At 66.3% G+C, this 26,425-nt stretch carries 24 protein-coding genes and 1 tRNA gene; 7 read left to right on the top strand and 18 right to left on the bottom strand.

Translation table 11 applies throughout. The annotated features are described in order from the left end of the window. Together KUG41_RS05080 and mgtE are read right to left on the bottom strand one after the other, a co-directional pair. The coding region (locus KUG41_RS05080) for a sigma-70 factor domain-containing protein (protein WP_305798561.1) at window positions 1-217 on the bottom strand (217 nt) is incomplete at its 3' end. Between the two features lie 94 nt (window positions 218-311). After that, a complete protein-coding gene (gene mgtE, locus KUG41_RS05075; protein WP_216901737.1) occupies window positions 312-1,688 on the bottom strand; it encodes a magnesium transporter in 1,377 nt (458 codons plus the stop codon). A gap of 79 nt (window positions 1,689-1,767) precedes the next feature. Between mgtE and KUG41_RS05070 the strand changes: the two genes are divergently transcribed. After that, window positions 1,768-2,247, top strand: a complete 480-nt coding sequence (locus tag KUG41_RS05070) for a glutathione peroxidase (RefSeq protein ID WP_216901735.1) — start codon at window positions 1,768-1,770, stop codon at window positions 2,245-2,247. A 34-nt stretch (window positions 2,248-2,281) separates the two neighbouring features. Here KUG41_RS05070 and KUG41_RS05065 read toward each other — a convergent pair whose 3' ends face one another. Together KUG41_RS05065 and gyrB are read right to left on the bottom strand one after the other, a co-directional pair. After that, on the bottom strand, window positions 2,282-2,665 hold the full coding sequence (locus KUG41_RS05065) for an SH3 domain-containing protein (RefSeq protein ID WP_254216858.1): 384 nt from the start codon (window positions 2,663-2,665) through the stop codon (window positions 2,282-2,284). Beyond that, window positions 2,665-4,623 carry a DNA topoisomerase (ATP-hydrolyzing) subunit B gene (gene gyrB / locus KUG41_RS05060; RefSeq protein ID WP_216901733.1) on the bottom strand — a complete coding sequence of 653 codons (1,959 nt, stop codon included), beginning with the start codon at window positions 4,621-4,623 and terminating at the stop codon, window positions 2,665-2,667. Before gyrB ends, KUG41_RS05065 begins: the two co-directional genes overlap by 1 nt. 248 nt (window positions 4,624-4,871) lie before the next feature. On the opposite strand from gyrB, the gene miaA reads away from it, so the two are divergent. Both miaA and infC read left to right on the top strand, forming a co-directional pair. Beyond that, the gene (gene miaA / locus KUG41_RS05055; protein ID WP_371734031.1) at window positions 4,872-5,834 is read left to right on the top strand and encodes a tRNA (adenosine(37)-N6)-dimethylallyltransferase MiaA; all 963 of its coding nucleotides are present in this window, start codon (window positions 4,872-4,874) and stop codon (window positions 5,832-5,834) included. Between the two features lie 20 nt (window positions 5,835-5,854). After that, window positions 5,855-6,436, top strand: coding sequence for a translation initiation factor IF-3 (gene infC / locus KUG41_RS05050; protein WP_216901729.1), 582 nt, complete (start codon window positions 5,855-5,857; stop codon window positions 6,434-6,436). A gap of 8 nt (window positions 6,437-6,444) precedes the next feature. On the opposite strand, the gene KUG41_RS05045 is transcribed toward infC, so the two are convergent. Next, complete coding sequence (locus tag KUG41_RS05045; protein WP_254216857.1) at window positions 6,445-7,314, bottom strand: dienelactone hydrolase family protein; 870 nt, start codon at window positions 7,312-7,314, stop codon at window positions 6,445-6,447. 102 nt (window positions 7,315-7,416) lie between these two features. On the opposite strand from KUG41_RS05045, the gene KUG41_RS05040 reads away from it, so the two are divergent. After that, window positions 7,417-8,406, top strand: a complete 990-nt coding sequence (locus tag KUG41_RS05040; protein WP_216901717.1) for a GntR family transcriptional regulator — start codon at window positions 7,417-7,419, stop codon at window positions 8,404-8,406. A gap of 13 nt (window positions 8,407-8,419) precedes the next feature. After that, window positions 8,420-9,184, top strand: coding sequence for a serine O-acetyltransferase (gene cysE, locus KUG41_RS05035; protein WP_216901715.1), 765 nt, complete (start codon window positions 8,420-8,422; stop codon window positions 9,182-9,184). Here cysE and secA read toward each other — a convergent pair. Next, window positions 9,174-12,008 carry a preprotein translocase subunit SecA gene (gene secA, locus KUG41_RS05030; RefSeq protein WP_216901713.1) on the bottom strand — a complete coding sequence of 945 codons (2,835 nt, stop codon included), beginning with the start codon at window positions 12,006-12,008 and terminating at the stop codon, window positions 9,174-9,176. The two genes, cysE and secA, sit on opposite strands and share 11 nt — an antisense overlap. A gap of 200 nt (window positions 12,009-12,208) precedes the next feature. On the opposite strand from secA, the gene KUG41_RS05025 reads away from it, so the two are divergent. Next, a complete protein-coding gene (locus tag KUG41_RS05025) occupies window positions 12,209-12,679 on the top strand; it encodes a GNAT family N-acetyltransferase (RefSeq protein ID WP_216901711.1) in 471 nt (156 codons plus the stop codon). Here KUG41_RS05025 and KUG41_RS05020 read toward each other — a convergent pair. Next, window positions 12,671-12,742, bottom strand: a tRNA-Gly gene (locus tag KUG41_RS05020). The genes KUG41_RS05025 and KUG41_RS05020 overlap by 9 nt on opposite strands. Window positions 12,743-12,852: 110 nt before the next feature. Here KUG41_RS05020 and KUG41_RS05015 point away from each other — a divergent pair. Then, on the top strand, window positions 12,853-14,220 hold the full coding sequence (locus tag KUG41_RS05015) for an exopolysaccharide biosynthesis polyprenyl glycosylphosphotransferase (RefSeq protein WP_254216856.1): 1,368 nt from the start codon (window positions 12,853-12,855) through the stop codon (window positions 14,218-14,220). Here KUG41_RS05015 and KUG41_RS05010 read toward each other — a convergent pair. From KUG41_RS05010 to KUG41_RS04960, 11 genes are all read right to left on the bottom strand, one after another. Next, window positions 14,150-15,001, bottom strand: coding sequence for a glycosyltransferase family 2 protein (locus tag KUG41_RS05010; protein ID WP_216901709.1), 852 nt, complete (start codon window positions 14,999-15,001; stop codon window positions 14,150-14,152). The genes KUG41_RS05015 and KUG41_RS05010 overlap by 71 nt on opposite strands. Further along, a complete protein-coding gene (locus KUG41_RS05005) occupies window positions 14,998-15,867 on the bottom strand; it encodes an alpha-1,2-fucosyltransferase (protein WP_216901707.1) in 870 nt (289 codons plus the stop codon). Before KUG41_RS05005 ends, KUG41_RS05010 begins: the two co-directional genes overlap by 4 nt. Then, window positions 15,860-16,657 (bottom strand): glycosyltransferase, encoded by a 798-nt coding sequence (locus KUG41_RS05000; protein WP_216901705.1) that lies wholly within the window; start codon window positions 16,655-16,657, stop codon window positions 15,860-15,862. The genes KUG41_RS05005 and KUG41_RS05000 overlap by 8 nt, the downstream gene beginning before the upstream one ends. Continuing rightward, a complete protein-coding gene (locus KUG41_RS04995) occupies window positions 16,654-17,472 on the bottom strand; it encodes a DUF268 domain-containing protein (protein WP_216901703.1) in 819 nt (272 codons plus the stop codon). Before KUG41_RS04995 ends, KUG41_RS05000 begins: the two co-directional genes overlap by 4 nt. Then, window positions 17,469-18,317: an FkbM family methyltransferase gene (locus tag KUG41_RS04990; RefSeq protein ID WP_216901702.1), complete on the bottom strand. Its 849-nt coding sequence runs from the start codon at window positions 18,315-18,317 to the stop codon at window positions 17,469-17,471. Before KUG41_RS04990 ends, KUG41_RS04995 begins: the two co-directional genes overlap by 4 nt. After that, entirely contained in the window at window positions 18,310-19,284 is a 975-nt protein-coding gene (locus KUG41_RS04985; RefSeq protein WP_216901701.1) for a hypothetical protein, read from the bottom strand. The genes KUG41_RS04990 and KUG41_RS04985 overlap by 8 nt, the downstream gene beginning before the upstream one ends. Window positions 19,285-19,295: 11 nt before the next feature. Then, entirely contained in the window at window positions 19,296-20,414 is a 1,119-nt protein-coding gene (locus KUG41_RS04980; protein ID WP_216901700.1) for a DegT/DnrJ/EryC1/StrS family aminotransferase, read from the bottom strand. After that, a complete protein-coding gene (locus KUG41_RS04975; RefSeq protein ID WP_254216855.1) occupies window positions 20,411-21,379 on the bottom strand; it encodes an NAD(P)-dependent oxidoreductase in 969 nt (322 codons plus the stop codon). Before KUG41_RS04975 ends, KUG41_RS04980 begins: the two co-directional genes overlap by 4 nt. 132 nt (window positions 21,380-21,511) lie before the next feature. Then, the gene (locus KUG41_RS04970) at window positions 21,512-22,414 is read right to left on the bottom strand and encodes a bifunctional 2-polyprenyl-6-hydroxyphenol methylase/3-demethylubiquinol 3-O-methyltransferase UbiG (RefSeq protein ID WP_216901698.1); all 903 of its coding nucleotides are present in this window, start codon (window positions 22,412-22,414) and stop codon (window positions 21,512-21,514) included. Between the two features lie 16 nt (window positions 22,415-22,430). After that, a complete protein-coding gene (locus KUG41_RS04965) occupies window positions 22,431-24,092 on the bottom strand; it encodes a methyltransferase, TIGR04325 family (RefSeq protein WP_216901697.1) in 1,662 nt (553 codons plus the stop codon). 967 nt (window positions 24,093-25,059) lie between these two features. Continuing rightward, on the bottom strand, window positions 25,060-25,791 hold the full coding sequence (locus KUG41_RS04960) for an FkbM family methyltransferase (RefSeq protein WP_216901695.1): 732 nt from the start codon (window positions 25,789-25,791) through the stop codon (window positions 25,060-25,062). Between the last annotated feature and the right edge of the window lie 634 nt (window positions 25,792-26,425).

Below are 26,425 nucleotides of genomic sequence, written 5' to 3'. Positions count from 1 at the left end.
GCTCCTCACGCTGTTCCTCCAGCGCCATCAGCTCCTGCACCTGACGGCCCAGGGTGATCTCCTGCTCATGGCTCAGCAGCGGCACACGGCCGATGTCGCGCAGGTAGGAACGGACCAGATCCCCATCCACCGGGGGCATGGAACGGCCGGAGGAGGGGCTGACGACGGAGCGGGCGGGAGCGGTGGACGGCTGGGCAAGGGCGAGGGCGACGACCATGAATCTGGGACATAACGGTCTGTAAAGCCTAACATAAACAAATGTGAACTCCTCTCAGGAACTTTCCTGGCCCCGCGAACCGTGTCTCCCCGACTCAGCCGGTGCCCAGGCGCGGCAGCAGCACCTGGGCGGTCTTGAGGTAGATGAAGACGCCGGCCACATCGGTGGCCGTGGTGATGAACGGGGCCGACATCAGGGCCGGATCCAGGCCGATCCGGGCAAACAGCAGGGGCAGGGCGGCGCCGGCGGTGGCAGCCAGGGTGGTGATCGCCACCAGGCTGATACCGGCCGAGGCCGCCACCAGGGAGCTGCCCCCCATGGTCCAGGCCCAGGGAACCACCACCACTGCCAGCAGGCCCCCCAGCAGAGCTCCGGCGATCAGCTCCCGGCCGATCGTGCGCCAGGGGCCCAGGGACTGGAGCCGCTGGGTGCTGAGGCCACGGATCACCACGGTGGAGCTCTGGGCTCCCACATTGCCGCCGGTGCCGATCAGCAGCGGAATGAAGGCCGCCAGAAGCACCACCTGCTTGAGCACCAGCTGCTCGGAGGCGATCACCGCCGAGGTGCCGGTGTTGGCCACCAGCAGAACCAGAAGCCACACCACCCTGCGGCGGGCCACGGTGAACAGGTTGCTGCGGAAATAGTCGTCCTCGTCGCCCGCCTGAACGGCCCCCGCGGCATAGAGGTCGCGGGTGGCCTCCTGCTGGATGACATCGATCACGTCGTCCACCGTGACGATCCCCACCAGCCGCTGCTCCCGGTCCACCACCGGCACCGCCAGGAAGTCGTAACGCTGGATCACCCGGGCCACCTCCTCCTGGTCGGTGTCGGTGGCGACGCTCAGCACCTCGCGGGTCATCACATCCCCGAGCCTGTCCTCCGGATCGGCGGTGACCAGATCCCGCAGGGAGACGATGCCGCTGAGATGGCGGGAGGCGTCGGTGACGTAGAGGCTGTAGATGGTCTCGGTCTGGCGGGCCCGACGGCGCACGATGTCGAGGGCCTGCTGGGCGCTGTGGAACTCCTTGAGGTCAATGAACTCGGTCGTCATCAGACGGCCGGCCGTTTCCGCCTCATAGCCGAGCATCTGAGCGGTGACCCGCCGCTCCGCCGGGCTGAGCTCCGACAGCAGCCGCCGCACCACCTTGGCGGGCAGTTCATCGAACAGCCGCACCCGGTCGTCCGGCGACATCTCCTCCACCAGCTCCAGCACCTCGCCGGAGCGCAGCCGGTCCAGCAGGGTCTGCTGCACCGAGCCATCGAGGTATTCGTACACCTCGATGGCTTCGTTCTTGGGCAGCAACCGGAAGGCAAGCGCCTGCAGGGTGCGCGGCAGGGTGCCGATCGCTTCGGCCGCATCCACCGGCTGCACCGGTTCCAGCAGAAGTTTGGCGCCGTCGTAGTTGCCGGCCTGGAGCAGACCCTCCAGCTGGCGGGCCACCACCTCGGCAACGGCGGAGGCCTCAGCCATCGGTCCTCGGATGCCGGTGGGTACGAGTGTATGGGCTGGGCCGCTAATGTCCGCGGCGTCCTCCCTGACCCAGACACCCATGGCCCCGAACGTGAGCGACGTGGTGGTGCGCACTGCCGCCGGCCAGGAGCGCCGCCTGGGCGAGTGGACCGGGACGGTGCTGCTGATCGTCAACGTGGCCAGTCGTTGCGGCTTCACCCGCCAGTACGCCGGACTGCAGGCCCTCCAGGACCGCTTCGGAACCCGGGACTTCGCGGTGCTGGGCTTTCCCTGCAACGACTTCGGCGCCCAGGAGCCCGGCAGCCTTGAGGAGATCCAGCAGTTCTGCTCCAGCACCTATGGCGTGGGCTTCGAGCTGTTCGACAAGGTGCACGCCACCGGCACAAAGACTGCCCCCTACGACACCCTCACCCAGACCGAGCCCGCCGGCGACGTGGCCTGGAACTTCGAGAAGTTCCTGATCGGCCGCAACGGCACCGTGCTGGCCCGCTTCAAGAGCGCCGTGGAGCCGGATGGAGCCGAACTGATCGCCGCCATCGAAACGGCGCTGGCGGCCTGAACCCCGGCAGGGCCTCCTCCCCAGTGATCCCTGTTCAGCCGGCCAGCCAGCCGCGGCTGGCCCGTCCGGCACCGGTGGACGCCTCCACCTGCAGCCAGCGCCGACCCCCAGGCTCAAGCCACTGACGCAGCACCCGCAACGGTGCGCCGGGCTCAAGGCGGACCAGCACAGGGGCCTCGCGCCCAGGGGCGCAATGGAGGTGGGTGGTGCCATCGCTGAGCAGGGGCTCCCCCAGCCGCTCCCGGCGGCGCACATCGGGCAGTCGCCGTTCCGCTCCTCCGGCCGGGAGGGCTGCCGGGGCCAGCAGGGCGAAACCCAGCAGGGCGGCCCAGCGCCAGGCCGGCCAACCGCCCGGGGAGGGGGAACCAGCACCCCGGGCGGGCCCGGCAGGAACCGTCCTGGGATGGAGGGCTGACATCAGATGTCGAGCTGGGCGAAGTCGAGCTCGGCGCTGTGGGTTTCGATGAACTCCCGGCGGGGGGCCACCTTGTCGCCCATGAGAATCGTGAAGATGCGGTCGGCCTCGAGCGCATCCTCGATCTCGACCCGTTTCATCATGCGGGTCTCGGGATCCATGGTCGTTTCCCAGAGCTGTTTGGGCATCATTTCACCGAGGCCCTTGAAGCGCTGGATGTTGTAGTTGGCCTTCTCGCCGAAGCCCTCGAGCACCTTCTTGAGCTCGTTTTCGTTGTAGCAGTAGTTGTGATTCTTGCCGCGCTCCACCTTATACAGAGGCGGGCAGGCGATGTAGATATAGCCCCCTTCCACCAGGGCTTTCTGATAGCGATAGAAGAAGGTGAGCAGCAGGGTGCGGATGTGGGCGCCATCCACATCGGCGTCCGTCATGATAACGATGCGGTGGTAGCGCAGATTCTTCTCGTCGAAATCCTCACCCTTGATCCCTAGCCCAAGGGCCGTGATCAGGGCCTGAATCTCAGTGTTCTTGTAGATCTTGGCATCGTCGGTCTTCTCGATGTTGAGGATCTTGCCCCGCAGGGGCAAGATCGCCTGGAAGCGCCGGTCGCGGCCCTGCTTGGCGGAGCCACCAGCCGAATCCCCCTCCACGATGTAGATCTCCGATTCGCTCGGATCCCGGGAACTGCAGTCGGCCAGCTTGCCGGGCAGGGTGGAGCTCTCCAGCACCGACTTGCGCCGCACCAGTTCCCGCGCCCGCCGGGCCGCCTCGGCCGCATTGAAGGCCTGGATCGCCTTCTCCAGGATCAGATCGATCACCTGGGGGTTGAACTCCAGGTATTCCCCCAGGGCCTCACCGACGGTGGTGTCGACGATGCCGCGCACCTCGGTGTTGCCCAGCTTGGTCTTGGTCTGCCCTTCAAACTCCGGGTCGGGCACCTTCACCGACAGCACGGCCGTGAGACCCTCCCGGATGTTCTCACCGGCCAGGTTGGCATCGGCATCCTTGCGCTTGCCGCGCTTCTTGGCGAAGGTGTTGAGGGTGCGGGTGAGCACCGTCTTGAGGCCTTCGATGTGGGTGCCGCCATCGACGGTGCGGATGTTGTTGGCGAAGCCCAGAATGCTGTCGGAGTAGGCATCGACACACCACTGCAGGGCCGCTTCCACCTGGACGCCATCCTTGGTGGCGTTCACATAGATGATCTCGGGGTGAAGCGGATCCTTCTCCGCGTTCATATAGGCGACGTACTCCTTGATGCCGCCTTCGTGGTGGTAGGTCTCTTCGTGGGGGGTGCCGTCGGCGCTGGCCGCAGCGGGCCGCTCGTCGCGGAAGACGATGCGGACGCCGCCATTGAGATAGGCCAGCTCCCGCAGGCGCGCGGAGAGGGTGTGGTAGTCGAAGTCGATCCCGCCACTGAAGATCTCGACGTCGGGCTTGAAGCGCACCGCGGTGCCGGTGCGAGCCTCAGGAGCGTCCTCGGAGACCAGGGTGCCGATGGGCAGCCCCCGCTCGAACCGCTGCCGGTGCACCTGACCCTGGCGGTGCACGGTCACCTGCACCCACTCGCTGAGGGCGTTGACCACGGAGATGCCGACGCCGTGCAGGCCGCCGGAGACCTTGTAACCGCCGCTGCCGAACTTGCCGCCGGCATGCAGAACGGTGAGCACCGTCTCGAGGGCACTGCGGCCGGTGCGGGGATGGATATCGGTGGGGATGCCGCGGCCGTTGTCGGTGACGCTGGCGGAGCCATCGTCGTGGAGCGACACGAGGATCTCGTCGCAGTGGCCGGCCAGGGCCTCGTCCACCGAATTGTCGACGACCTCATAGACGAGGTGATGCAGACCCCGGGGACCGGTGGTGCCGATGTACATCCCGGGCCGTTTGCGGACCGGCTCCAGGCCCTCCAGCACCTGAATCTGCTCGGCGCCGTAGGCCGCTTCGACTTTGATGGCGTCGCTCATTCAGAAAAAGGGCTCCCCAGGGGGCAGACGAAGGACGGCGGATCCCGGGGCAATGGGGCAGAGCGGTTCCGAGGGACGCTCCACGAGGGCGAATCTACCATCGCCGTCCCGTAGGGCCACAGAGGCGCCTCTGAGAACCGATTTGCCCTGGGGGTGCAATCGCCTCCTGACAGCGCTTCCGGCAGGATGGCTCTGTTCTCCGCCGCAGCCGGCTGCAGCCAGCGCCCCTGGCCGCTTCCACCGACCGCCTGCTCCGACCTCCCGTGGCGTCCTCCCCTGGAGCCGAATCCGGCGCTGATCCACCCCTGGTGATCGCCCTGCTGGGCCCGACGGCAAGCGGCAAGACCGCCCTGGCGATCGAGCTGGCCGAGGCCCTCGACCTGGCCGTGCTGTCGGTGGATTCCCGCCAGCTCTACCGGCACATGGACGTGGGAACAGCCAAGCCCACCCAGGCCCAGCGGGCCCGGGTGCGCCACGAGCTGCTGGATCTGCGTGAGCCCGACGATCCGATCAACCTGCAGGAATTCACCGCCCTGGCCGTTGCCGCGATCGCGGCGGAGCATCGCCGCCGGGGCGTGGCACTGCTGGTGGGCGGCAGCGGCCTCTATCTCAAGGCCCTCCTCACCGGGCTGCAGCCGCCGGCGGTGCCCCCCCAGCCCGCCCTGCGGGCCCAGTTCGCCGCCCTGGGCCAGACCATCTGTCACCGGCTGCTGGCCCAGGGGGATCCGCTGGCGGCCAACCGCATCGCCGCAACCGACGCCGTGCGCACCAGCCGGGCCCTGGAGGTGCTGTACGCCACCGGCCAGCCCCTGTCGTCCCAGCAGGGCCACCGGCCGCCCCCCTGGCGGGTGGTCGAACTGGGGCTGGATCCGTCAGACCTGCCCCAGCGCATCCAGCGCCGCACCGACGCCCTCTTCGTGGGGGGCCTGGTGGAAGAGACCGCGGCGCTGATCGAACGCTTCGGCCCCGCGTGCCCGCTGCTGGCAACGATCGGCTACGGAGAGGCCGCCCTGCTGCTGCGTGGGGAGCTGACCCGGGCGGAGGCCATCGCCCGCACGGAGCGACGCACCCGGCAATACGCCAAGCGCCAGCGCACCTGGTTCCGGCGCCAGCACCACCCCCTCTGGCTGACGGAGCGGGCCAGCGCAGCGCCACCGGAGGCGGATGTGCTTCAGCGGGCCCTGAGGGCGGCCAGGGGCGGTTTAGGGTAAGGGCCTAACCGCCCCTGTGAATGCCTCCCCGTCCCCGTTTTGATCGCCGTGCTCCCGTGCGGGAGCTCCCCAACATCAACGACCGCATCAGCTACCCCAACCTCCGTGTGGTGGATGCAGACGGCAGTCAACTGGGAGTCATCACCCGAGAGGCGGCCCTGGATGTCGCCCGCGAGCGCGAGCTGGATCTGGTCCTGGTGAGCGAGAAGGCCGACCCTCCGGTCTGCCGGATCATGGACTACGGCAAATACAAGTTCGAGCAGGAGAAGAAGGCCAAGGAGGCCAAGAAGAAATCCCACCAGACCGAGGTGAAGGAGGTCAAGATGCGCTACAAGATCGATTCGCACGACTATCAGGTGCGCATCGGTCAGGCGGTCCGCTTTCTCAAGTCCGGCGACAAGGTGAAGTGCACGGTGATCTTCCGGGGCCGGGAGATCCAGCACACCGCCCTGGCGGAACAGCTGCTCTATCGCATGGCCAAGGACCTCGAAGAGAGCGCCGAGATCCAGCAGCCCCCCAAGCGGGAGGGCCGCAACATGATCATGTTTCTGAGCCCGCGCAAGCAGGCCGCCGGCAAGACTGCCGCTGCCTCGGCGGGCTGAGCCCGCCCTCAGCTCCCGACGGGGCCAGGCCCGCGGCCATTGACCCGTTCGCGCAGGAAGTGGTCCAGCAGCAGCTCCCATCCCGCTGCCGCTGCCGCGGGGCGATGGTCAGGCCGTTCGGCGCACATGAATCCGTGGCCCGCCTCGAGCACCACAAGCCGGTGGGGGGCAGGGCCTGCCGGGGCCGCAGACCGCCCGGCGTTGGCGGCCGCCAGGGTCGCTTCGATCGCCGCCACGTCGGCCGGTGGGATCAGGGCGTCTTCGCTGCCGCAGATGCACAGCAGAGAACCGGCGATGGCGGGCACCAGAGCCAGGCTCGGGGGGCCGCCACCGGGGCGCCCCGACGCCACCCCCGCTCCATAGAAGGCGACGCTGGCCTTCACCTGGGGCAGGGTGGCCGCCAGCAGGGCGACATGGCCCCCGAAACAGAACCCCACGCAACCCAGCCCCGGCGGAGGAGCTCCGGTTCCGGTCGGCACCAGCTGCCCCTGCAGCCAGTCGGCGGCGAGGGCCCCGTCGCTGAGCAGCTGGTCGGTGCGGGTGCGTTCCTTGTGGCGGCGGCCCAGGGCCAGATCCTCCGGGCCGTAGCCCAGCTCCAGTTCTGGGGCGGTGCGCCCGTAGAGAGGCACGGCCAGGGCCCCATACCCCTCCGCCGCCAGCCGCTCCGCCACGCCCCTGACCCAGCGATTGATGCCGAACACCTCCGGCAGCACCAGCACCCCACCCCTGGGAGATCCGTGGGCCGGGCGAGCCCACCAGCAGCGCAGGGGAACCTGCTCCGGCCGGCGTGGATCCAGCCGCAGCCAGTCGGCCCTCACCCCCTCCGGCGGCAGGGCGTTGGTGGGGTCCCCAGGACCGGGAGGATCGGTGGACGGCAAACCGGCACAGGGTAACCGGCACATGGTCGTATGCCAACGGGGGAATTGTCACGGGGGCCAAAGCTCCGTAGGGTGGCGGCCTGACCACCTGGCCCCTCCGGCGTGCGATTCCACATTCAGCAGGAGAGCGACATCCCGGCGTCGACCCAGCTGTACAACCAGATCTGCTTCGCCATCGCCGCCCGGCACTACCCGCCGGGCCACCGGCTGCCGAGCACCCGCCAGCTGGCCATGCAGACCGGCCTGCACCGCAACACGATCAGCAAGGTCTACCGCCAGCTCGAGACCGACGGGGTGGTGGAGGCCATGGCGGGCTCGGGCATCTACGTGCGCGATCAACAGAACCCCCGCGAGATCAAGCCTCCCCCGGGCCTGCGCATCAAGGCCATGCCCGACATCGACCGGGAGGTTCGCCAGAGCGTCGACGGGCTGCTCAACGCCGGCTGCACCCTGCAACAGGCGAGGGAGCTGCTGACCCGGGAGATCGACTGGCGGCTGCGCTGCGGTGCCCGGGTGCTGGTGAGCACCTCGAGGGAGGACATCGGCGCCTCGATCCTGATCGCCGAGGAACTGAGGCCCAACCTGGAGGTGCCGGTGGAGGTGGTGCCGATCGAGGAGCTCGAGTCGGTGCTGGAGACCTCCAGCAAGGGCACGGTGGTCACCAGTCGCTACTTCCTGCAGGAGGTGGAGCAGATCGCCAAGGTGCACGGGGTGCGGGCCGTGCCCGTGGATCTGAACGATTTCGGCCATGAGCTGGGCATGCTCAAGGAACTGCGGCCCGGCAGCTGCGTGGGCCTGGTGAGCATCAGCCCGGGGATCCTGCGGGCCGCCGAGGTGATCCTGCACAGCATGCGGGGCAACGAACTGCTGGTGATGACCGCCAATCCCGACACCAGCAGCCGCCTGCTGGCCCTGCTGCGGGCCTCCAGCCATGTGATCTGCGACAAGCCCAGCCTTCCGCTGGTGGAGCAGACTCTGCGTCAGAACCGCGCCCAGCTGATGCGGCTGCCCATGGTGCACTGCGCCCAGAGCTACCTTGGCAGCGCCACCATCGATCAACTGCGCAAGGAGATCGGTCTCCTGGCGGCCTGATGACGCGGACCCCATGCTCGACGCACTCAGGGCCGACCTGGCCATCATCCGGCAGAGAGATCCGGCGGCCCGGGGCACGCTGGAGATCCTGCTCTGCTACCCCGGCTTCCATGCCCTGGAGCTGCACCGGGTCAGCCACCGGCTGTGGCGTCTGGGGCTGCCCCTGATCCCCCGTCTGCTCAGCCAGCTGGGCCGGCTGCTCACGGGGGTGGAGATCCATCCCGGCGCCCGGATCGGCCGGGGGGTGTTCATCGACCACGGCATGGGGGTGGTGATCGGCGAAACCAGCGTCATCGGTGACAACTGCCTCCTCTACCAGGGGGTGACCCTCGGGGGCACCGGCAAGGAGCACGGCAGACGCCATCCCACCTTGAAGGACAACGTGGTGGTGGGAGCCGGCGCCAAGGTGCTGGGAGCCATCACCGTCGGCACCAACACCCGCATCGGCGCCGGCTCGGTGCTGCTGCGCAACGTGGGGGCCGACAGCACGGTGGTGGGCATCCCCGGCCGGGTGATCCACCAGGCGGGGGCCCGCATCGACCCCCTGGCCCACTCGGCCCTGCCGGACGCGGAAGCGGGGGTGATCCGCAACCTGATGGAGCGGATCGACAGCCTGGAGAACGATGTCAATCGGCTGCAGGCCTGCCTGCAGGAAGTGGCCGCCGGCCGTCCCCTGAAGGAACCCTGCAGCGGTAAGGCCCAGAACCTGCGCGACCGGGAGATCCTCGAGTTCCTCGGGGAAACCGCGAACGAGGATCAGACGTCCCTCAGGCCGTGACGGCCTGGGGCACCTGGGGCTGGAACATGAACATCGAGTAGATCACGTTGCGGCGCATCTGGGTCATCATCTCGAGGAACATGTCGTAGCCCTCGTTCTTGTACTCGATCAGGGGGTCCTTCTGGCCATAGCCTCTCAGGCCCACCGATTCCCGCAGGGCCTCCATGGCCTGGAGATGCTCGCGCCAGAGGGTGTCGATCTGCTGGAGGATGAAATAGCGCTCGGCCTCCCGCATCAGCCCGGGGCGCATCTGATCGATCTGGCCCTCCTTGATGTCGTAGGCATTACGCATCTGCTCCTGCAGGAAGGCCTTGAGTTCCTCCATCGTGAGCCCAGCCACGTGCTCAGGCGCAAGGTCTTCCAGGAGATAGATGAACTCCTTGACCTTGTCCACCAGACGGGTGAGATCCCATTCCTCGGGCGGCAGGTCCGGATTGACATAGGCCTCGACGATGTCGTCGATGGTGCGCTCGCCGTAACCGATCACCTGCTGCTTGAGCTCCCGTCCCTCCAGCACGCGGCGCCGCTCGGTGTACACCGCCTTGCGTTGGTTGTTCATCACCTCGTCGTACTCGAACACCTGCTTGCGCATGTCGTAGTAGTAGGTCTCGACCTTCTTCTGCGCCCCTTCCAGAGAGCGGGTGAGCATGCCCGATTCGATCGGCATGTCCTCCTCGACCCGGAAGGCGTTCATCAGGCCCGCCACCCGGTCGCCGCCGAAGATGCGCAGCAGGTTGTCTTCCAGGGAGAGGAAGAAGCGGGTGCTTCCCGGGTCTCCCTGGCGGCCGGCCCGGCCGCGCAGCTGGTTGTCGACCCGGCGCGATTCATGGCGCTCGGTGCCGATCACGTGCAGACCACCGGCGCCGCGCACCTGGGCCTCCTCCTGCTTCACCACCTCGTCGTACTCCGCCCGCACCCGGGCGATCAGCTCCCGCAACCGCTGGATCTGGGGATCGTCGGTGGGGGCCTTCTCCGCCGCCTGGGCGATGCGGTCCTCCAGCTCCAGCACGGTCAGGGCCCGATCACCCCAGGCCGTCACCAGCTCCCGGCAGAAGCTCGCCAGGGCCTTGTCGGTGTCCTCAGAGAGGGCGCAGGGATAGAGATTGCCGATGGCCCTGGCCTCCCCGGCCGGTCTGGAGGTCGGCGCCACGGCGCCGCCGAAACCGGCGGGAGCCTCACTGGAGCGCTGCAGCGGAACCGGTGGCCGATGGCCCTCCTCGGGGCGCACCAGCCGCGGCAGCAACACCTCGCGCAGCTTGAGCCGGGCCATGTAGTCGCTGTTACCCCCGAGGATGATGTCGGTGCCCCGGCCGGCCATGTTGGTGGCGATGGTCACGGCCCCGGCCCGGCCCGCCTGGGCCACGATCTCGGCTTCCCGCTCCACGTTCTCCGGCTTGGCGTTGAGCAGGTTGTGGGGGATCTCCTGCTGCTGCAGCAGGGTGGCGAGCAGCTCCGACTTCTCCACGCTGGTGGTGCCCACCAGCACCGGCCGGCCGGCCTGATGCACCTGGGCGGTTTCGGCGGCCACCGCCTGCCATTTGGCGGTTTCGGTCTTGTAGACCTGGTCGGGCCAGTCGGAGCGGGAGCGGGGCCGGTTGGTGGGCACCACGGCCACCTCAAGCTTGTAGGTCTTCTCGAATTCCACCTCCTCGGTCTTGGCGGTGCCGGTCATGCCCGCCAGCCGGGGGTAGAGCAGGAAGAAGTTCTGGTACGTGATGCTGGCCAGAGTCTGGGTCTCGGGCTGGATCGGCAGGGCCTCCTTGGCTTCGATCGCCTGGTGCAGGCCATCGCTCCAGCGGCGGCCCGGCATCACCCGGCCGGTGAACTCATCGACGATCACCGCATCGGAGTCCCGGACGATGTAGTTGACGTCCTTGACGAACAGCTCCTTCGCCTTGAGGGCGTTGTTGATGAAGTGGGCCCAGGGATCCTGGGGGTCGAAGAGGTCCTGCACGCCCAGCAGCTGCTCGGCCTTCTGGTAGCCCTCATCGGTGAGGGTCACGTTGCGCTGCTTTTCGTCGACCTCGTAGTCGCCTTCGGGGTCGATGCCGTCCTTGCCCATCTCGGCGGCCCGCGCCAGCTCGGTGGCGATCCGGGCCGCCTGCATGTACTTCTCCTGCGGCCGCTCGATCTGGCCGGAGATGATCAGGGGGGTGCGGGCCTCGTCGACGAGGATCGAATCCACCTCGTCGATGATGCAGTAATGGAAATCCCGCTGCACCACTTCGGCGATGTCGCTCGCCATGTTGTCGCGCAGATAGTCGAACCCCAGCTCGGAGTTGGTGGCATAAGTGATGTCGCAGGCGTAGTTGCGGCGTCGTTCCGGCGGGCTCATGTCCTGCTGGATCAGGCCGACGCTCAGGCCCAGGAAGCGGTGGATCTGACCCATCCACTCGGCGTCACGGCGGGCCAGGTAGTCATTGACGGTGACCACGTGCACCCCCTGGCCGGTGAGGGCGTTGAGGTAGGCCGGCAGGGTGGCCACCAGGGTCTTGCCCTCGCCGGTCTTCATCTCGGCGATCTGGGCGTTGTGCAGCACCATCCCACCGATCAGCTGCACGTCGAAGTGGCGCATGCCCAGCACCCGCTTGCCCGCCTCCCGCACCACCGCGAAGGCCTGGGGCAGCAGCTCGTCGAGCAGGGCCTTGCGCCGCGCCGCCGACTCGGGCTTCTCCAGCTTCTGGCGGAACTCCGCCGTCAGGCCGCGCAGCTCTTCGTCGCTGAGGGGCTCGATCTCCTCCTCAAGGAGATTGATGTCGGACACCAGAGGCTGGTAACGCTTCAGCTTGCGGGCATTGGGATCACCCAGCAGCAGCTTGAGCATGGGAAAGGCCTGTCCGTATCGTTTCACCCTATCACCGCAAAATCGGGGCTGAAAGGGAAGAAGCAAGGTGCAGCAAGGGGTTTCAGGGCCCGATCTGCCGGGGATCCGTACCTTCCCGGGAGCCGGCACCCCGTGGGAATCCAGAGGTCGGCCCCGGTCGGCGAGCAGGATTCGCTGCTGACGCCCCCGACCCTGGCCCGTTGAGCACCACCCCTCCCCGGCCCGAGGCCCCGGCCCCTGACGCCGACCCGGTGCGGCTGATCCGCCACGGGCCTCGCTGCCTGCGCCTGCGCTGGCGCCTGGAAGCCCTGCGCGCCCTGCTTGATGGCCACAGCTTCTGGGCCACCGGCCGCAGCCAGGCCCAGCTGAGGCGCATGCTCGCCGGCAGCCAGGTGGTGGTGAGCGCCTGGAGGGGGAACGCCCTGGTGGGCTTCGGTAGGGCCACCAGCGACGGGGTGTTCCGGGCGGTGCTCTGGGACGTGGTGGTGGCCGAGGACGAGCAGGGCCGGGGCCTGGGGCGACGCATCGTCGAGGAGCTGCTGGCGGGCCCGGCGGTGGCCGGCGTCGAACGCATCTACCTGATGACCACATCAGGCCAGGGCTTCTACGAGCGACTGGGCTTCAGCCAGACCCAGAGCCAGCAGCTGATGCTCAAGAAAACAAGCGGATGAAGAGATTCGAACTCTCGACCCTCTCCTTGGCAAGGAGATGCTCTACCACTGAGCTACATCCGCGATCCGGGCTGCGTCGGCCCAGCCAGAAGCATGCAGTATCGGGTGCCCCTCGGTCAATTCATCGCCCCGGGGCAACCCCATAGAGTCTTCCGCGGCGCAGCGAGGGTTGCATGTGGTGGAGAGCCCCCTGGCTGAGACAGCGCTGGCTGCTGATGGGACTCGCCATCTTCGATGCCATCCTGCTGCTCGGGCTCTACAACCTGCTCTACTGGCGACAGACCGAACAGTGGGTGGGGCTCACCCGTTCGATCGGGCTGCTCATCGCCTTCTGGGTCGCCAGCTCGTACCTGATGGGGCGGTACTCCAGGCCAGAGCCAGGGCAGGGGCTGGCCGAGAGCCGGCGTCTGATCGATACGGCCCTGGTTGCCCTGCTCGTGCTCGGGGTGGTGGTGATCCTGCTGAACTGGGGACTTCAGGTCAAGGATCCCCGCACCTTCCGGGGCTTTCTGATCCCCCTGCTCGCCGGGGCGACCCTCGGATCAGGCCTGGCCCAGCTCTGGGCAAGCCGCCGACAGCAACGCAGCCGGAGCTGGCTGCTGGTGGGCGACGGCGACGAACTCGGCACCCTGGAGCAGGAACTGGCACGGGAAAGGGATCGCCACCGGCTGGACCTGCACTACTGCCCCACCGAAGCGCTGCTGACGGCGCCTGGCGACATCACCGACAAGATCGGCGGAATCGCTGTCAGCGAGACGGCCGACATGCGCGACGGCCTGCTTCAGGACCTCCTGGCCCGGCGCGCCCGCGGTGGCAGTTTCTGCACGCTGGTGGTGTGGGCCGAGCAGCATCTGCAGCGGGTTCCTCCGGAGCTCTTCTCCAGCCGCTGGCTGGTGCAGGCCGAGGGCTTTGAGCTTCAGCCGGGACGCTGGGGCTGGCGACTGAAGCGGTTCGGAGATCTGCTGGTGGCGAGTCAGCTGCTGATCCTGAGCGCTCCGCTGCTGCTGATCGCCGCCCTGCTGATCCGGCTCGAAGATCGGGGGCCCGTGTTCTACGGGCAGCTCCGGACCGGTCTCTACGGCAGGCCGATCACGGTCTGGAAACTGCGCACCATGCGTCAGGGAGCCGAAGCGGGCGGCGCCCGATGGGCCTGCCGCGACGATCCCCGCATCACCCGCATCGGCAGCTGGCTGCGGCGGCTGCGCATTGATGAACTGCCCCAGCTCCTCTCCGTTCTCAAGGGGGAGATGAGCCTGATCGGACCCCGCCCGGAACGGCCGGAACTGGAAGCCACCCTGGAAACGCAGATCCGCCATTACAGGGTGCGGCACTGGGTGAGACCCGGCCTGAGCGGCTGGGCTCAGGTCTGCTACCCCTACGGCGCCAGTGTGGAGGACAGCCGCATGAAGCTCAGCTACGACCTCTACTACATGAGGAACGCCAGCCTGATGCTCGACATCCTGATTCTGATCAAGACGATCCGGCTGGTGGCAGGGGCAAAGGGGGCTCAGCCCGAAGTGCCGCGGCAAGTGTTGTCCTGAGCGGCTGCCGACGGGATCGCAGCAGGGAACTCACCTGATGAAGGCCCCAGGGCAGGAGGGACAGCAGGCTGGTCGAGCGGCCCAGGCCATGGGCCCGGTAGACGTCATAGGCCCAGAGGGGCATGCGCCAACGGGCTCCGGTGAGGTTGCCCGGATGCACCCCGTAGAACGCCAGCAGCTCAGGAATCGTGACGCAGTGCAGATCCCGATGACGGCGAAACATGTTGAGCCAGCAGAGATAGTCCTCGTGGGGGCAGGGCTGGAAGCCCTCCACCAACAGGCGGCGCTCGATCAGCAGCGTCAGCATCGGAATGGCATTGGTGGCTCTCAGCTGCCCGTAACCGAACCGGGGCGGCGGCAGACGCCAGCCGAGCAGCCTGGATCCGGAAGAATCGAAGCGGGCATAGCCCGTCACGCTGAGGGCGGCACCGCAGCGACGCTGGTGGTCCAGCTGGCGCCGCAGTTTGGCGGGATGCCAGCGGTCGTCCACATCCAGAAAGGCGATCAGATCGTGGCGGGCCTGGGCCAGGCCATGGTTGCGGGGCCACCAGGGACCCGCTGGAGCACCGGGCGGACGGGGCGGCGCGGTCAGGGCCCGGATGCGCCGGTCGCGGGCGGCGGCGCCGGCGGCGAGATCGGCACCGCCATCGGTGGAGCCGTCGTCGATCAGCAGCAGCTCCCAGCCGGGGTGCTCCTGCGCGCCCACATCGGCGATCAGTCCCGGCAGGAAGGCCGCCCCATTGCGGTAGGGGCAGATGATGCTGACCGCGGCGGGGGTCATGGGCGCACCACCTGCCACCCTGGCTTCCTCAGATCGCCCAGGCGACCGTCCTCCTTCCGCAGCCAGCGCTCCGGTGTGTACACCCGGGTGCCGGGATCCCGCAGCTGGGCCAGATGGGCAGCGACGGCCGACAGGCTGCTGTTGCCGGTGATCAGCACCTGCGCCTGGGCCATGGCCGCCAGGTCCTGCTCCGGCGTCCCTGCGCTGACCTCCAGTCGCCAGCGGGGGTCCTGGAGGTGGGCGCGGCACCAGGCGGGGTCGTCGCTGAAGCCGTTCACCAGCACTGGAGCCGCTGCAGCGGAAGCCCCCGTCGCCAGGGCCAGGGCCGCCCGGTAATAGGACGCGGCGAGGGGTTGGAAACCGCTGCGGGGATGGAGGTAATCGGTGCGGCGCACATGCACGGCCACCCAGGGCGCCGGCAGCCGCCGATGGGGACCGAGGGCCTCGAGCATGGCCTGCCAGGCGGGGGTGAACTCCGGGCCGAACAGGGCCGGATGGGTGGCATGGCTGTGGATGACCCGCACCCAGTCCAGGCGCTGCAGCAGGCCGGGATGGCACGCCGCCTCCCCCAGCCCCCGGTCTGTGAGCACCCCCGCCGAGGCAGGGTCCGCCAGTCGGGCCCTCAGCCGGGAGGGCAGGTAACGGTGCCAGGGCACGGGCAGGCAGGGCAGACGCCCCCGCACCAGCGGGCTCATGGAGCGCGTCGTCAGGCCCCGGAATCTGCGGCTGCGGGAGTCCAGCAGCACCGTCGACCCCTGTAGCTGCCGCCCCTGGGAGGCAGCCAGGGCCTCGCCGAGAACCATCTGCAGCAGCTGATTGCCCAGCCCCCCCTGAAGGAGCAGCACCAGCCGCTGGCGATCAGGCAAGGGGCACCTGTCGGGCGGAGCCCTGCAGCCGCAGCAGGACCCACCGCAGCCAGACGGAGACACTGAAGCCGAGCCGGCGCTCCAGCCGCAGGAGCAGCAGGGTCCACCGCTGCCGCGGCCAGGGCCGGATGGGAAGGCCGAGGCGCTCGATCACGGCCAGGTCGTGGCCGATCCGCTGGGGATCCCGGGACGCATTGGCCGGACTCACCTCCGTGGCGGCCAGCAGCCGCGGCGACAGCGCCTGGCCCAGTGGAGCGATCCGCTGCATGAACAGGGTGTCGGCGCAGAGCGAGAGGCGCTCGTCGTAAGGGCCGCAACGCTCATGCAGCACGCGGCGATACACCAGGGTCTGATGGCAGGCCAGCCGGCGGCCGGGTGTCCACAGCCCCCGTCGGGCGCCGGGGAAGAAGATGGCGGGCTGGCACTGGATGCTGGCCTCACCGCTGGCGCATGCGGCCGCCAGGGCTCCCGCCAGCGGCGAGGCATCGAGCAGCAGGTCGCCGGCATTGATGAACAGCAGCCATTCCCCACCGGCCAGGCGCCAGGCCTGGTTCATGGCCGGATAGATGCCGCTGGGCCGCTGACGGCTCAGCCGCGCCGGCAGCGCGTGGCGTTCAGCCCAGTCGCTGGCGAGCTGGAAGCCACCATCGGTGGATTCTCCATCCACCAGCACCAGTTCGGCAGGCAGCGCCTGCAGCGTGAGGATGTGCCGCTCGACCGACGCCAGGGTGGAGGTGAGCGCGCCGGCGGCATTGCGCACCACGATGCAGAGCGACAGCAGCGGCGTCATCGGCGGTCCAGGGCGAGCCCGCAGAGGCCGAAGCCGCGGAAATCGGCCAGCAGCCCGGCCGGCCCCCCGGCCGCCCGGGCGGGGGTGCGGCGGTCATCGACCACGAAACTCCAGCTGGGGGTGAACGCAGGCAGCAGACGGGCCAGGAGATCGGCGAGCAGGGCGTGGGAGAACAGCCGCTGACTGTTGAACTGCACCAGGTGACGGTCCATGCGGGCCACGGGCAGGGAGAGCAGCAGGGTGCCGCCCGGAGCCACGAAGGCGGCCGCGTGGGCCAGGGCCCGCTCGAATCCATCCGGCGCGATCGGATCGCCATAACGCCCCAGGCCCACGTGCTCGAGGGCGTGCAGGGAGCTGACCAGTTCGTACTGCCCGGTCAGCGTGGTGGGTGGGTCGAGGATGTCCCCCTGCCGGAAGCGCAGGTTCGGCGTTGGCGGGGTCTGCAGGGGCCGGATGTCGAGGACCTCGATCGGCCGGGAGGCGGCGACCTGAGCCACGAAGCCATCGATCCGGGAGCCGATGTCGAGATGGCGGCAGGGCGACCTCTCCAGCACATGGCTGCTGCAGAGCAGGTCCTGGAGGAAGTAGAGGGAACGGCCCGCACCGGCCCCGGCGTAGCGATCCGAAAACAGTGGGGCCAGCTGCAGAACGCTGGGGAAGGAGCTGGGGTGTTGTCTCTGCAGCCTGCGGTAGGTGGCCAGATCGCGCAGGTAGGCCGGCAGACCGCGCAGGCCGAGCAGCCGCAGGGGCTGCAGCCCGATGTCCTCAAGGCCGTGATGGAGGCTTCGGATCCAGAGCCGGGGGCTGCCGCTCATCCGGACCTCCCCAGCCCGGGTCCCCCGGGCGGCAGCCGCTCGAGAAACGGCTGATGGTGCGCTTCGGCAAGCACCAGAACGTTGTCGTGGAAGCCACTGTCGGCGACAGCCCCGGGGTGGAGCGGCCGCCAGCGCGCTGGACCCACCACCAGGGAGGAGCAGGCCAGCAGATGGCTGTAGCCGGCCATGAGCAGATCGGCGAGGGCGTCGCGCCAGGCCTCAGGGTTCCGGCCGGGCGCCAGTTCCAGCACCAGCAGGGGATGGGTGGCCTGCAGCAGCTCCGAAGCGCCGCGCAGGGCCTGGGGCTCGGCGCCCTCGCAGTCGAACAGCCAGAGGCTGTCGGGACTCTGGGGCGCGATGCCACCGATGGCGAAGAGGCCATCGAGGGGAACCGTGGTGACGGAGCGACGGTCCCAGCGCGGTGTGCCGGAGATGCCCGCCAGCAGGGACCCGGCGGTGCCGGTGCCGTAGAAGGACGCACGCCCCCGATCAGCGGCGACCGCCGCCGGGATGGCCAGGCAGCGGGAGTGGTTGAGGCAGAGGTTGCGCTGCAGCAGCCGAAACGCCGAAGGTTCCGGCTCGAAGGCCAGCACGTCCAGGCCGAGACTCTCCGCCAGCAGGCAGTAGTACCCCGCGTTGGCCCCGACGTTGAGGAAGCGGCGCAGCCCCGGGGCGAGGCACTGCAGCAACGCGATCGTGCCCTGTTCGTCGGGCGAGGTCAGGAAACGCCGCTGGGAGCCGATGAAGCGGAAGTGCTGCGGCGTCCGACGGGCGGGCAGGCTCGTCTGGAGACGATCCCGCAGGCGACGGAACAGGGGGCGGATCTGATCAAGCGGATCAGCCACGGAGCGTACCCCGCATCGCTGGGGGAAGGGGACGCAGCCGGACGCACCAGTGGAGGAAGAGAAGGCGCGGCAGCAGCAACAGAAAACCCCGTGGATCCTTCCAGGGGGACGGCAGGGAACGGGGTGCCAGAACGGCCCTGGGGAGCAGCTGAAGCATCCCGAGAATATCCCGCAGGTAAGGCGTGAACAGAAGGGGAAAGGCCCGGCGCGGCACGGGCACCCCTGCCGTGGCACGGATCACCAGCAGGGGGCCGAGGCGGAACAGACGGAACCCCTGGAAGTGATAAAGGCATGGCTGGGTCGCGGCCTCCTGCCAGAACCGCTCGATGTTCCACGGCGCCAGGGTGAGGGCCGGACGATCCAGCACAAAGACATCGGCGCCGAAGCGCACCGGCCAGTCCTCCAGATGGCCCTGGTCGCCCAGGGGGCCCGGCCCAAGCTTCCCGCTGCAGTGCTCGAGACAGCGCCGTTGCCACCAGTGCAGCATCGCCAGCGCCTGGGGCGTTCGCCGGAAGGGCATGAACTGAACGCAGTAGGTCCCGGCGGTGGCGGTCCGGTCGCGGTGGGGGCTGTAGGCGTGGGGGGTGATCATGCAGTGGGCACCCGAGGCCTGGAAGCGGTTCAGCATGGAATCCACCGGACCCGCCAGCCAGCAGTCGGCATCGATGTAGGTGACCACCTCGGCGTCGGGGTCGCGCGCCAGCACCAGCTCAGGCAGGAAGGGAGTCAGGGTCCAGCAGTATTCGCCCCAGGACCGCTGACGGCGGGCGAGCCGCAGCTCATCAGTCTCGCAATCCTCAAGCCGGAGCAGATGGAGCTGGGGATGCTGCAGGGCCGCGAGCAGGCGATGGGATCGATCGTCCATCGCCAGCACCCACAGCCCCATGCCCGGCACGTGCCGCTCCAGGCTGCGCAGCAGGGCGAGCCCCTGGGGCAGGTAGCCACTGTCGAAGAGGGTGCAGAACATGGGCCCTGCCATCAGGCCGGGGCATCGGGGAGCTCGTTGCAGGCATCGATGACCCGTTTCACCTCGTCGTCCTGCAGAAAGGGATGGATCGGCAGGCTGAAGCACGTCCGGCAGTGCTCGAGGGCATGGGGAATCCCCCCGGGGGCGATCCGGTGCCCGGCGAGGGCTTTCTGACGGGTGCAGGGGAGCGGGTAGTGAATCAGAGTCGAAACGCCCTGTTCGGCCAGCTGGGCCTGAACCCATTCCCGCTGCGGTGTTCGCAGCACGTAGAGATGGTGCACGTGGGAGGAGGGATCCTGCGGCTCCGCCATCGGCGTCAGCAGGGGGTGGTGGATGCGGCTGCGGTAGTGGCCGGCAATCTCGCGACGACGATGGGTCCAGGCGTCGAGCCAGCCAAGCCGCTCGCTCAGCAGGGCCGCCTGAAGCTCATCGAGACGGCTGTTCATGCCGGCGAGATCGTGGTGGTAGCGATCGCTCTGGCCGTAATTGCGCAGGGACCGGGCCACCCGGGCCAGCTCGGCATCGGCGGTGGTGAGGGCGCCGGCGTCGCCGATGGCGCCGAGGTTCTTGGTGGGATAGAAACTCCAGGCGGCGCAGCGACCAACGCTGCCCACCGGCCGGTCCAGGTGGCGGGCCCCGTGGGCCTGGGCGCAATCCTCCACCAGATGGAGCCCATGGCTGCGGCAGAGCTCCTCCAGACCATCCAGATCGGCGGCGCGGCCATAGAGGTGCACAGGGAGGACGGCCCGGGTGGCGGGGCCGATGCAGGTCGCCACCGACTCGGTCGCCAGGCAGGCGGTGGAGGGGTCGATGTCGGCAAACACCGGCAGGGCTCCGCAGCGCTGGATCGCCAGCGTGGTGGCGTAGGCCGTGACCGGGGTGGTGATGACCTCGTCGCCGGGCCCGATGCCGAGGGCCCGCAGACCGATCTCGATGGCATCAAGGCCGTTGGCCACACCCACCGCATGGGCGGTGCCGCAGTGCAGGGCCCAGGCCTGCTCGAAGGCCTGCACCTCACGGCCCAGGACCCACCAGCCGGAGCGGATCACCCGCTCGGCGGCAGCCAGCAGGGCTAGCTGTAATGCCTCAGGCTCCCGGCGGAAATCGTTGAAGGCGATGGAGGCCGTCACAGGTAGCTGTCGAGGTGGCGACGGTAGTAGGACACCGTGCGTTGCAGGCCCTCGGCCAGGGGCACGACAGGCTGCCAGCCGAGCAGATGGCTGGCGAGCTGGTGGTCGCTGTAATAGTCGCCGATGTCGATCCGCTGGCGTTCAGGCGGGAACGGCACCAGCTGCCAACGGGCCTCCGGTTCGATCGCGACCATCCGAGTGGCGAGGTCGGCCAGGGAAACCACCTCGGAGCTGCCCAGATTGAATGCCTTGCCGTAGCAGTCCGGATGGACCGAGGCACGGATCAGGGCATCGACGACATCATCGACATAATTGAAGTCACGCAACTGCTTACCGTCTCCGAAGACGAGCAGCGGCTGATCCGTGAGCAGGTTGCGAACCCATACACCCAGGAACGTCTGTCGGGCGTCCTTGATCCGCATGCCGGGTCCGTAGGTGTTGGTTAGCCGGAGGGCACAGGACCGGATGCCGTAGACATCGTGATAGAGGAGATGAAACTGCTCTCCCGCCACCTTGTTGACCCCGTTCACATCCACCGGACGAATGGGATGGGCCTCGTCCACCGGCAGGTACTGGGGGCGGCCATAGATCTGACGGGTGGAGGCAAAGACAACGATGGCGCCTGGGTTCACATCACGAACCGCCTCGAGAAGAGAGAGTTGAGCTTTGGCATTGATATCCAGGTCCGTGAAGGGATCCGTCATCGAATCGGCATGACTCGTCTGCCCGGCAAGGTTAAAGATGACATCAACACCCTTGAGCAACTCCCGGGTCGCGAAGGGATCACGAACATCACTGATGTTGACGGTCAGTCGATCGCGAATGTCGGCGATGTTTTCGAGATTACCGCCATACTGGGGAATCAGACTATCGACCAGGGTGATCCTGTGACCCTCCTCAAGCAGGCGTCGCGCCAGATTGCTGCCGATGAAGCCCAGGCCACCGGTGATGAGGATGTTCTTCAAGACCAGATCGTGCCAGTCAGGCACAGGACAGGGGGGAAGAGACTGGCAAGAGATCTCCCAGGAGGGTGGATGCAATCGACCATCTGCCTGGTCGAAACGCAGCAAACAGCAAACCGATCACGATCGTTCATTTCAGGCATCCTCAGCACGATGGTAGACCGCCACGACGGACTGGCCGCGACAGCCGAACACAGAGTCGATGGAACCTTCCTCCATCAGAATCCGTGTCAGGGCCGAGATAGGCTTGGAGCACAGAGAGCTCAGCGGCTGGGAGAACCACCTCGGAAACCTGGAGAGACGGCGGGCAAGGAGGTCCCTGAGGAGAACCGTGACGAAAGCACGATGGTGAAAGGGGTCAAGTGGCGCATGAATGAGTTTCTCGCAGACGAAGCCATAGCCGGAAGGAAACTCCCGCAGTGCCCGGTCTGACCACCAGGTCTGATGGTGGGGCGGCACATTGAGCATGGACATGGGATTCTTGCCCAGTAACGAATCCAGGGAAGGAACGGCCAGGATGAGGCGACCGCCAGGGCTGAGATGCTGGGCGGCGAACTGGAAGAAACGACCAGGATCCGGCAGATGCTCAAGCATCTGGAAGGAACAGATGAAGGGGAACTGTTGACGCGGAAGAACAGCAGGATCATCCTTGAGAAAATCCCAGACGACGCAGCTGAGCCCCTTGTGCTGAGCCCGCCGGATGGCATCGGAATTGATGTCGACCCCGAACCAGTCTCCCGGGGGCAACAAGCCAGCGAAATGGCCCTCACCGCAACCGATCTCCAGGACAGGCTGGCCCGGAAGGAGTGCGGCAGCCGCAATCTCGAACTCCGGCTTGACCGCTGGATAGTAATTATCAATGCGCTCTGAAAGCTGTGCATAAAACACATCACTTCCAACGACAGGTGGTAGCCAGCGCAACAGCCCGGAAGCATCCTCCTCCAGGGTCAGGCGTGTGATGTTCCCAAAGTCGGCACTGACGTCGATACCCACCTGCCGGTACATACCGATCAGTTTCCCAACAGCCAGGCTCGCCATGGTAGGTGAACTCATCTCAGCTCGTCAGAGAACGCCGAACGAACAAAAGGCCTCGGTGCCTGGGAGTCACGGCATCAAACGAGTTTGACCACTGCTCAGATAACGTGTAGTCAGGCAGCAGAGACTGGATGCGAGCAAGGTTCAACGGCCGCAACGGAATTCGGGCATCCCCACCCCCATAACCCGCACAGCGTTGCACATACCACCGCTCACGAGTCGCAAGCGCTGTACGGTCGAGAAGTATGATCCGTGGAGATAAACTGTTAAAACTCTTAATAACAGGAGCATAGTCTTCAAGATATTGGAGAACCCCCGAAGCAAGGACGATGTCAACCTCAGGCACTTCAGTAAGATCTCCCATGAATCGAATGTCAAGTTGATTCTCTGTTGAGAAATCAGTGCCGCGCTTCACGAAGACTGGTTGCTCCACCACGATACGCCGGCAACCTGGCGGGAAGAGATCCGCATGATTGATGAAGGTTCCGCCAAGACCGCCACCAAAGTCAACGATCACATCACCTGGATGGAGGTGGTCAGCCAGGAGTCGGCAAATCGCCAGATCAGCAGGGGGCTGCGCGAAAACCGTCCCATCGCGTGCATAGCCGCACTCCCCACGCAGAACGGCTTGAGCAGCCGACTCCACCATGGCCACAATGCTGGTTGAAGCGTAACCGCTGGCATTCTTGCTGGCCTCCCGGTAGGAGGTGTAAGGACCATCAAGGGGCATTCGACCACGCAGCAGTCGCCGGAGACGAAAAGGCACCAGTGCTTTGAGCACAGCCCTGCTGGCTGCATAGCACCTGCGACCGATCGCACTGATGCGTTCATTCAAGGGACGCCGTTGGCTGAAGTGGTCGCGATAGGCCTGCAACACGAATTCTTGGCTCTTCACCGCTTGCGGTAGCACCTCCACCGGATTGGTTGCGAGAACAGAGGCGAGGAGAGGAGCTGGCGCACAGTTCTCTCCACTGTAATCCAGGCCAATGCTCTGAACAAGCGATCGCCCCGGATGCAATGTGTAGCAATCAGCGAGAAAGCAACTGGCATACCAGCAGATGGCCCAGCTTTCGGAACGTCCTTGGGCACGGTCGAGAAGGAGACGGTAATAAGCACAGGAATGATCGGGATCAAAAGCAGAGATCAGATCACGTTCATGCAGCTCAAGGGCCATCGTTGCGGCATCATGCCGATACAGCGCCCATCGCTCTCGCCAGGTGGCCCATCCCCAGCAGTCCGCCCCACGCAAAAAGAAGGTTTCTGGCAACGCATCATCCATCTCTGGTGAGTATCCGCTGATAGATGCCACCTTGGGTTGGTCCCTGTAGAGGGCAAGACCCTTCAACATGTAGGACAGGAAAAAGGGAGACGTGAGAATGTCGTCTTCCAGAACAATCACCGCGTCATGCTGCTCGAGGAGATGACTGACACCTTGTGTGAGAGATCGGTACAGCCCAAGATTTTCACTGGCCAGATGGAGTTCAAGCGGGCAGACCTCAGCAAACTCACGGACCACGCTGCGGGTGCGGTGAACTTTATCCGTATCAGCGGGGCTACGGGAACCATCGAGAAACACGTGAAGTGGCAAAGGGCTGCCATTGAGCTGTTCCTTCAATGCATGAAGCACCTTCTGAAGATGGAGAGGCCTGCTATACCCAAAAACGCCAACAACGACATCCATCATCAGATCAGTACCGGCAACCGACTAGATTGCTTGCCAAACAAAAGGGACAAGACATGGAAAGGCAAAAAACGCCATGATCAATCAACACGTCGGAATGAAGAAGATACATGAGTGATCCCATGGCCTCAAAGCAACGAAGGAGTTGACTGGGCGCCGACACATGGCAGCAGATGAGAGTGGATGTCGCCCTCCCTGCCGAGACCGAATGCAGCCAATCATAGCGATTGGCGTGGCGCAAACATTTCTTGCATCTCCTGAGAGAGCCTTTGTCCCATGGCAAGAGAGACCTGGCCCCAGAAGTGAATCACCTGGGCATGACGGAGTTCTCCGTGGGTACGTCGCCAGGGGACATGAACAGAGGTGTTCAGCCTGGTCGTGATTGATGGGGAACGTAGACCTGAGCAGCGCAGAACGAAACAGACGCAGAAGCCTGACCAGACGGCTGCGCTGTCTCCTGCGTTAGCTCTGGAACCGATGCTCCTGGCCTCGCCGGTGGGGAAGACAAACACGCTGTCATGCACGCAGGTTGATGCTCCACTGCGCGACGTGCGGGTGTTCAAGATGGCCGTGAAGGTTTGCTCTGGAAACGCTCTCTGCACGCCAGCTGAGCGCTCAGCTGCAACTCTGAACTGAGATCAGGGCATTGCGTCGCTGCAGGTTCAGAACCCGACCGCCGGATCAACGGCGGCGGCGGGATGTAGCCATCAATGGGGGCGACACAAGTTCATCGGCATGGATGCCCACTCCATCAACCGCGGGGCAAAGGGAACTGGGGCGGGGTGATTGATATTGATCTCCAGCCCGACGAGCGGGTCAGGGCGATCCGGAAGCGAACTCAAACACCGTGGGGACACTCCAGGAGGCAGGTGCACTAAAAGCAGAGCCTGCCGGAGCTGAACCTTCAAAGTGCGAAGACAACGGGCAGGCTGCATGGGCCTTCGGTGTGCGATCACGGCGGTGCTGCTCATTCCGAGCGGAAGAGAATGTCGCGGTAGCTGTCACTATCACTCAACAACTCCCGCTGTCGGTAGCCAGCCACCTCGAGATGGCGAGGAACCGCATCATCGCGACACTCGGCCAGAATCCAACGGGGGCGATAACGCTCGAGATCAAGCCCTCTCAGCACGGCCAGCTCATTGCCTTCGACGTCGAGACTGAGCAGATCAAGATCGGCTGGAGCCCCTGCCTGCTCGAGCAGCGCGGTGAGGGTGAGGGCCACGGCACCGAACCGATGGCGGTGGGCAGAATTCTCCAGAAAGGGCAGACCCCGTTCTGCCTGTCGTCGAGCCTCCTCTCGGCTGAGGTCAAGCCCGAGGGCCACCGACATGAGATCGGAATACTCCATCTCAACGAAGGGTGAGGTGTAGGCAGGATCGACACAGGCGGCACAACGAAATACAGGCTGACGCCCAAAGGAACGATTTCTGACACATTCCAGAAAGCGAGCCGGGCTTGGCTCGATCAGCAGTCCACCCCATCCGTACTTCCACTGCAGCAGATAGGTGTTGGACTGGCGCAGGCCGTCATTCGCACCCAGCTCGACATAGTATCCGCCTCTGGGATTGGGATTAATCATCTCGATCAGTCGCCTGTCAATGCCATTGAGGCCATAGCTTCCTCCATGCAACAGTGATCGGGCCAGCCGATAGGAATGACGTGAGAGCAGGGCCTTGATCGCTGACCTTGATGGGTGCATCCGCCAGGGTGAAGAAGGTTGATCCGAATCTGGTCAAGCGTACGAGCATGGATGTGCGTGCACATCATGGAAGGCACGGTCACCTCATCGCCAGCCATCAACCTTAGGTCGTCGAGGGCGATCCCGATGGAATGGGCTCCAATGGTTCAACCACAACGATCAAGGCGGTGGAGTCGCGCATCACCAGCAAAGCAGAATCAAGCTCAGCCAGGCCTTCCGGAGACCGAGAATGGAGGCCGGGGGAGGTCTGCATCATGCCGGAGGGTCATGGAACGGAGGAATCTCAACATTTCGCCGTCCATCTCATAAGCATCGCCGCGCTGGGACGGCGGCAGTAGCCCCAGCTGCAGAGGGAAGAGTTGAGCGACTTGCATCAGGTACTCCTTCAGCCCACCTGCCAGTCGGGCACCTCTGACGTGACCCCCCTTACTGGTCCAGTGCTTCTGAGAGCTGGTGGGTTGTCAAGCCGCTCACCACTGCTGGAGGACCTCCAGGGGCGTACGCCCCTGGAGCGCCGAATGCGGTCTGTAGGTGTTGTTGACGTGACCCCCATCAGTGGTCCAGTTCCTATGAGAGCTGGTGGGGTGATCAGGCCGCTTTCCATTGCTGGAGGACTTCCATAGGCGTACGCCCC

Origin of the sequence: Synechococcus sp. CCY 9618, from assembly GCF_019038415.1 — a bacterium.
In the GTDB taxonomy this organism is placed as follows: Bacteria; Cyanobacteriota; Cyanobacteriia; order PCC-6307; family Cyanobiaceae; genus Cyanobium.
Note: the sequence above shows the minus strand (reverse complement) of the source record. Positions and strands in the feature narration are given on the sequence as shown.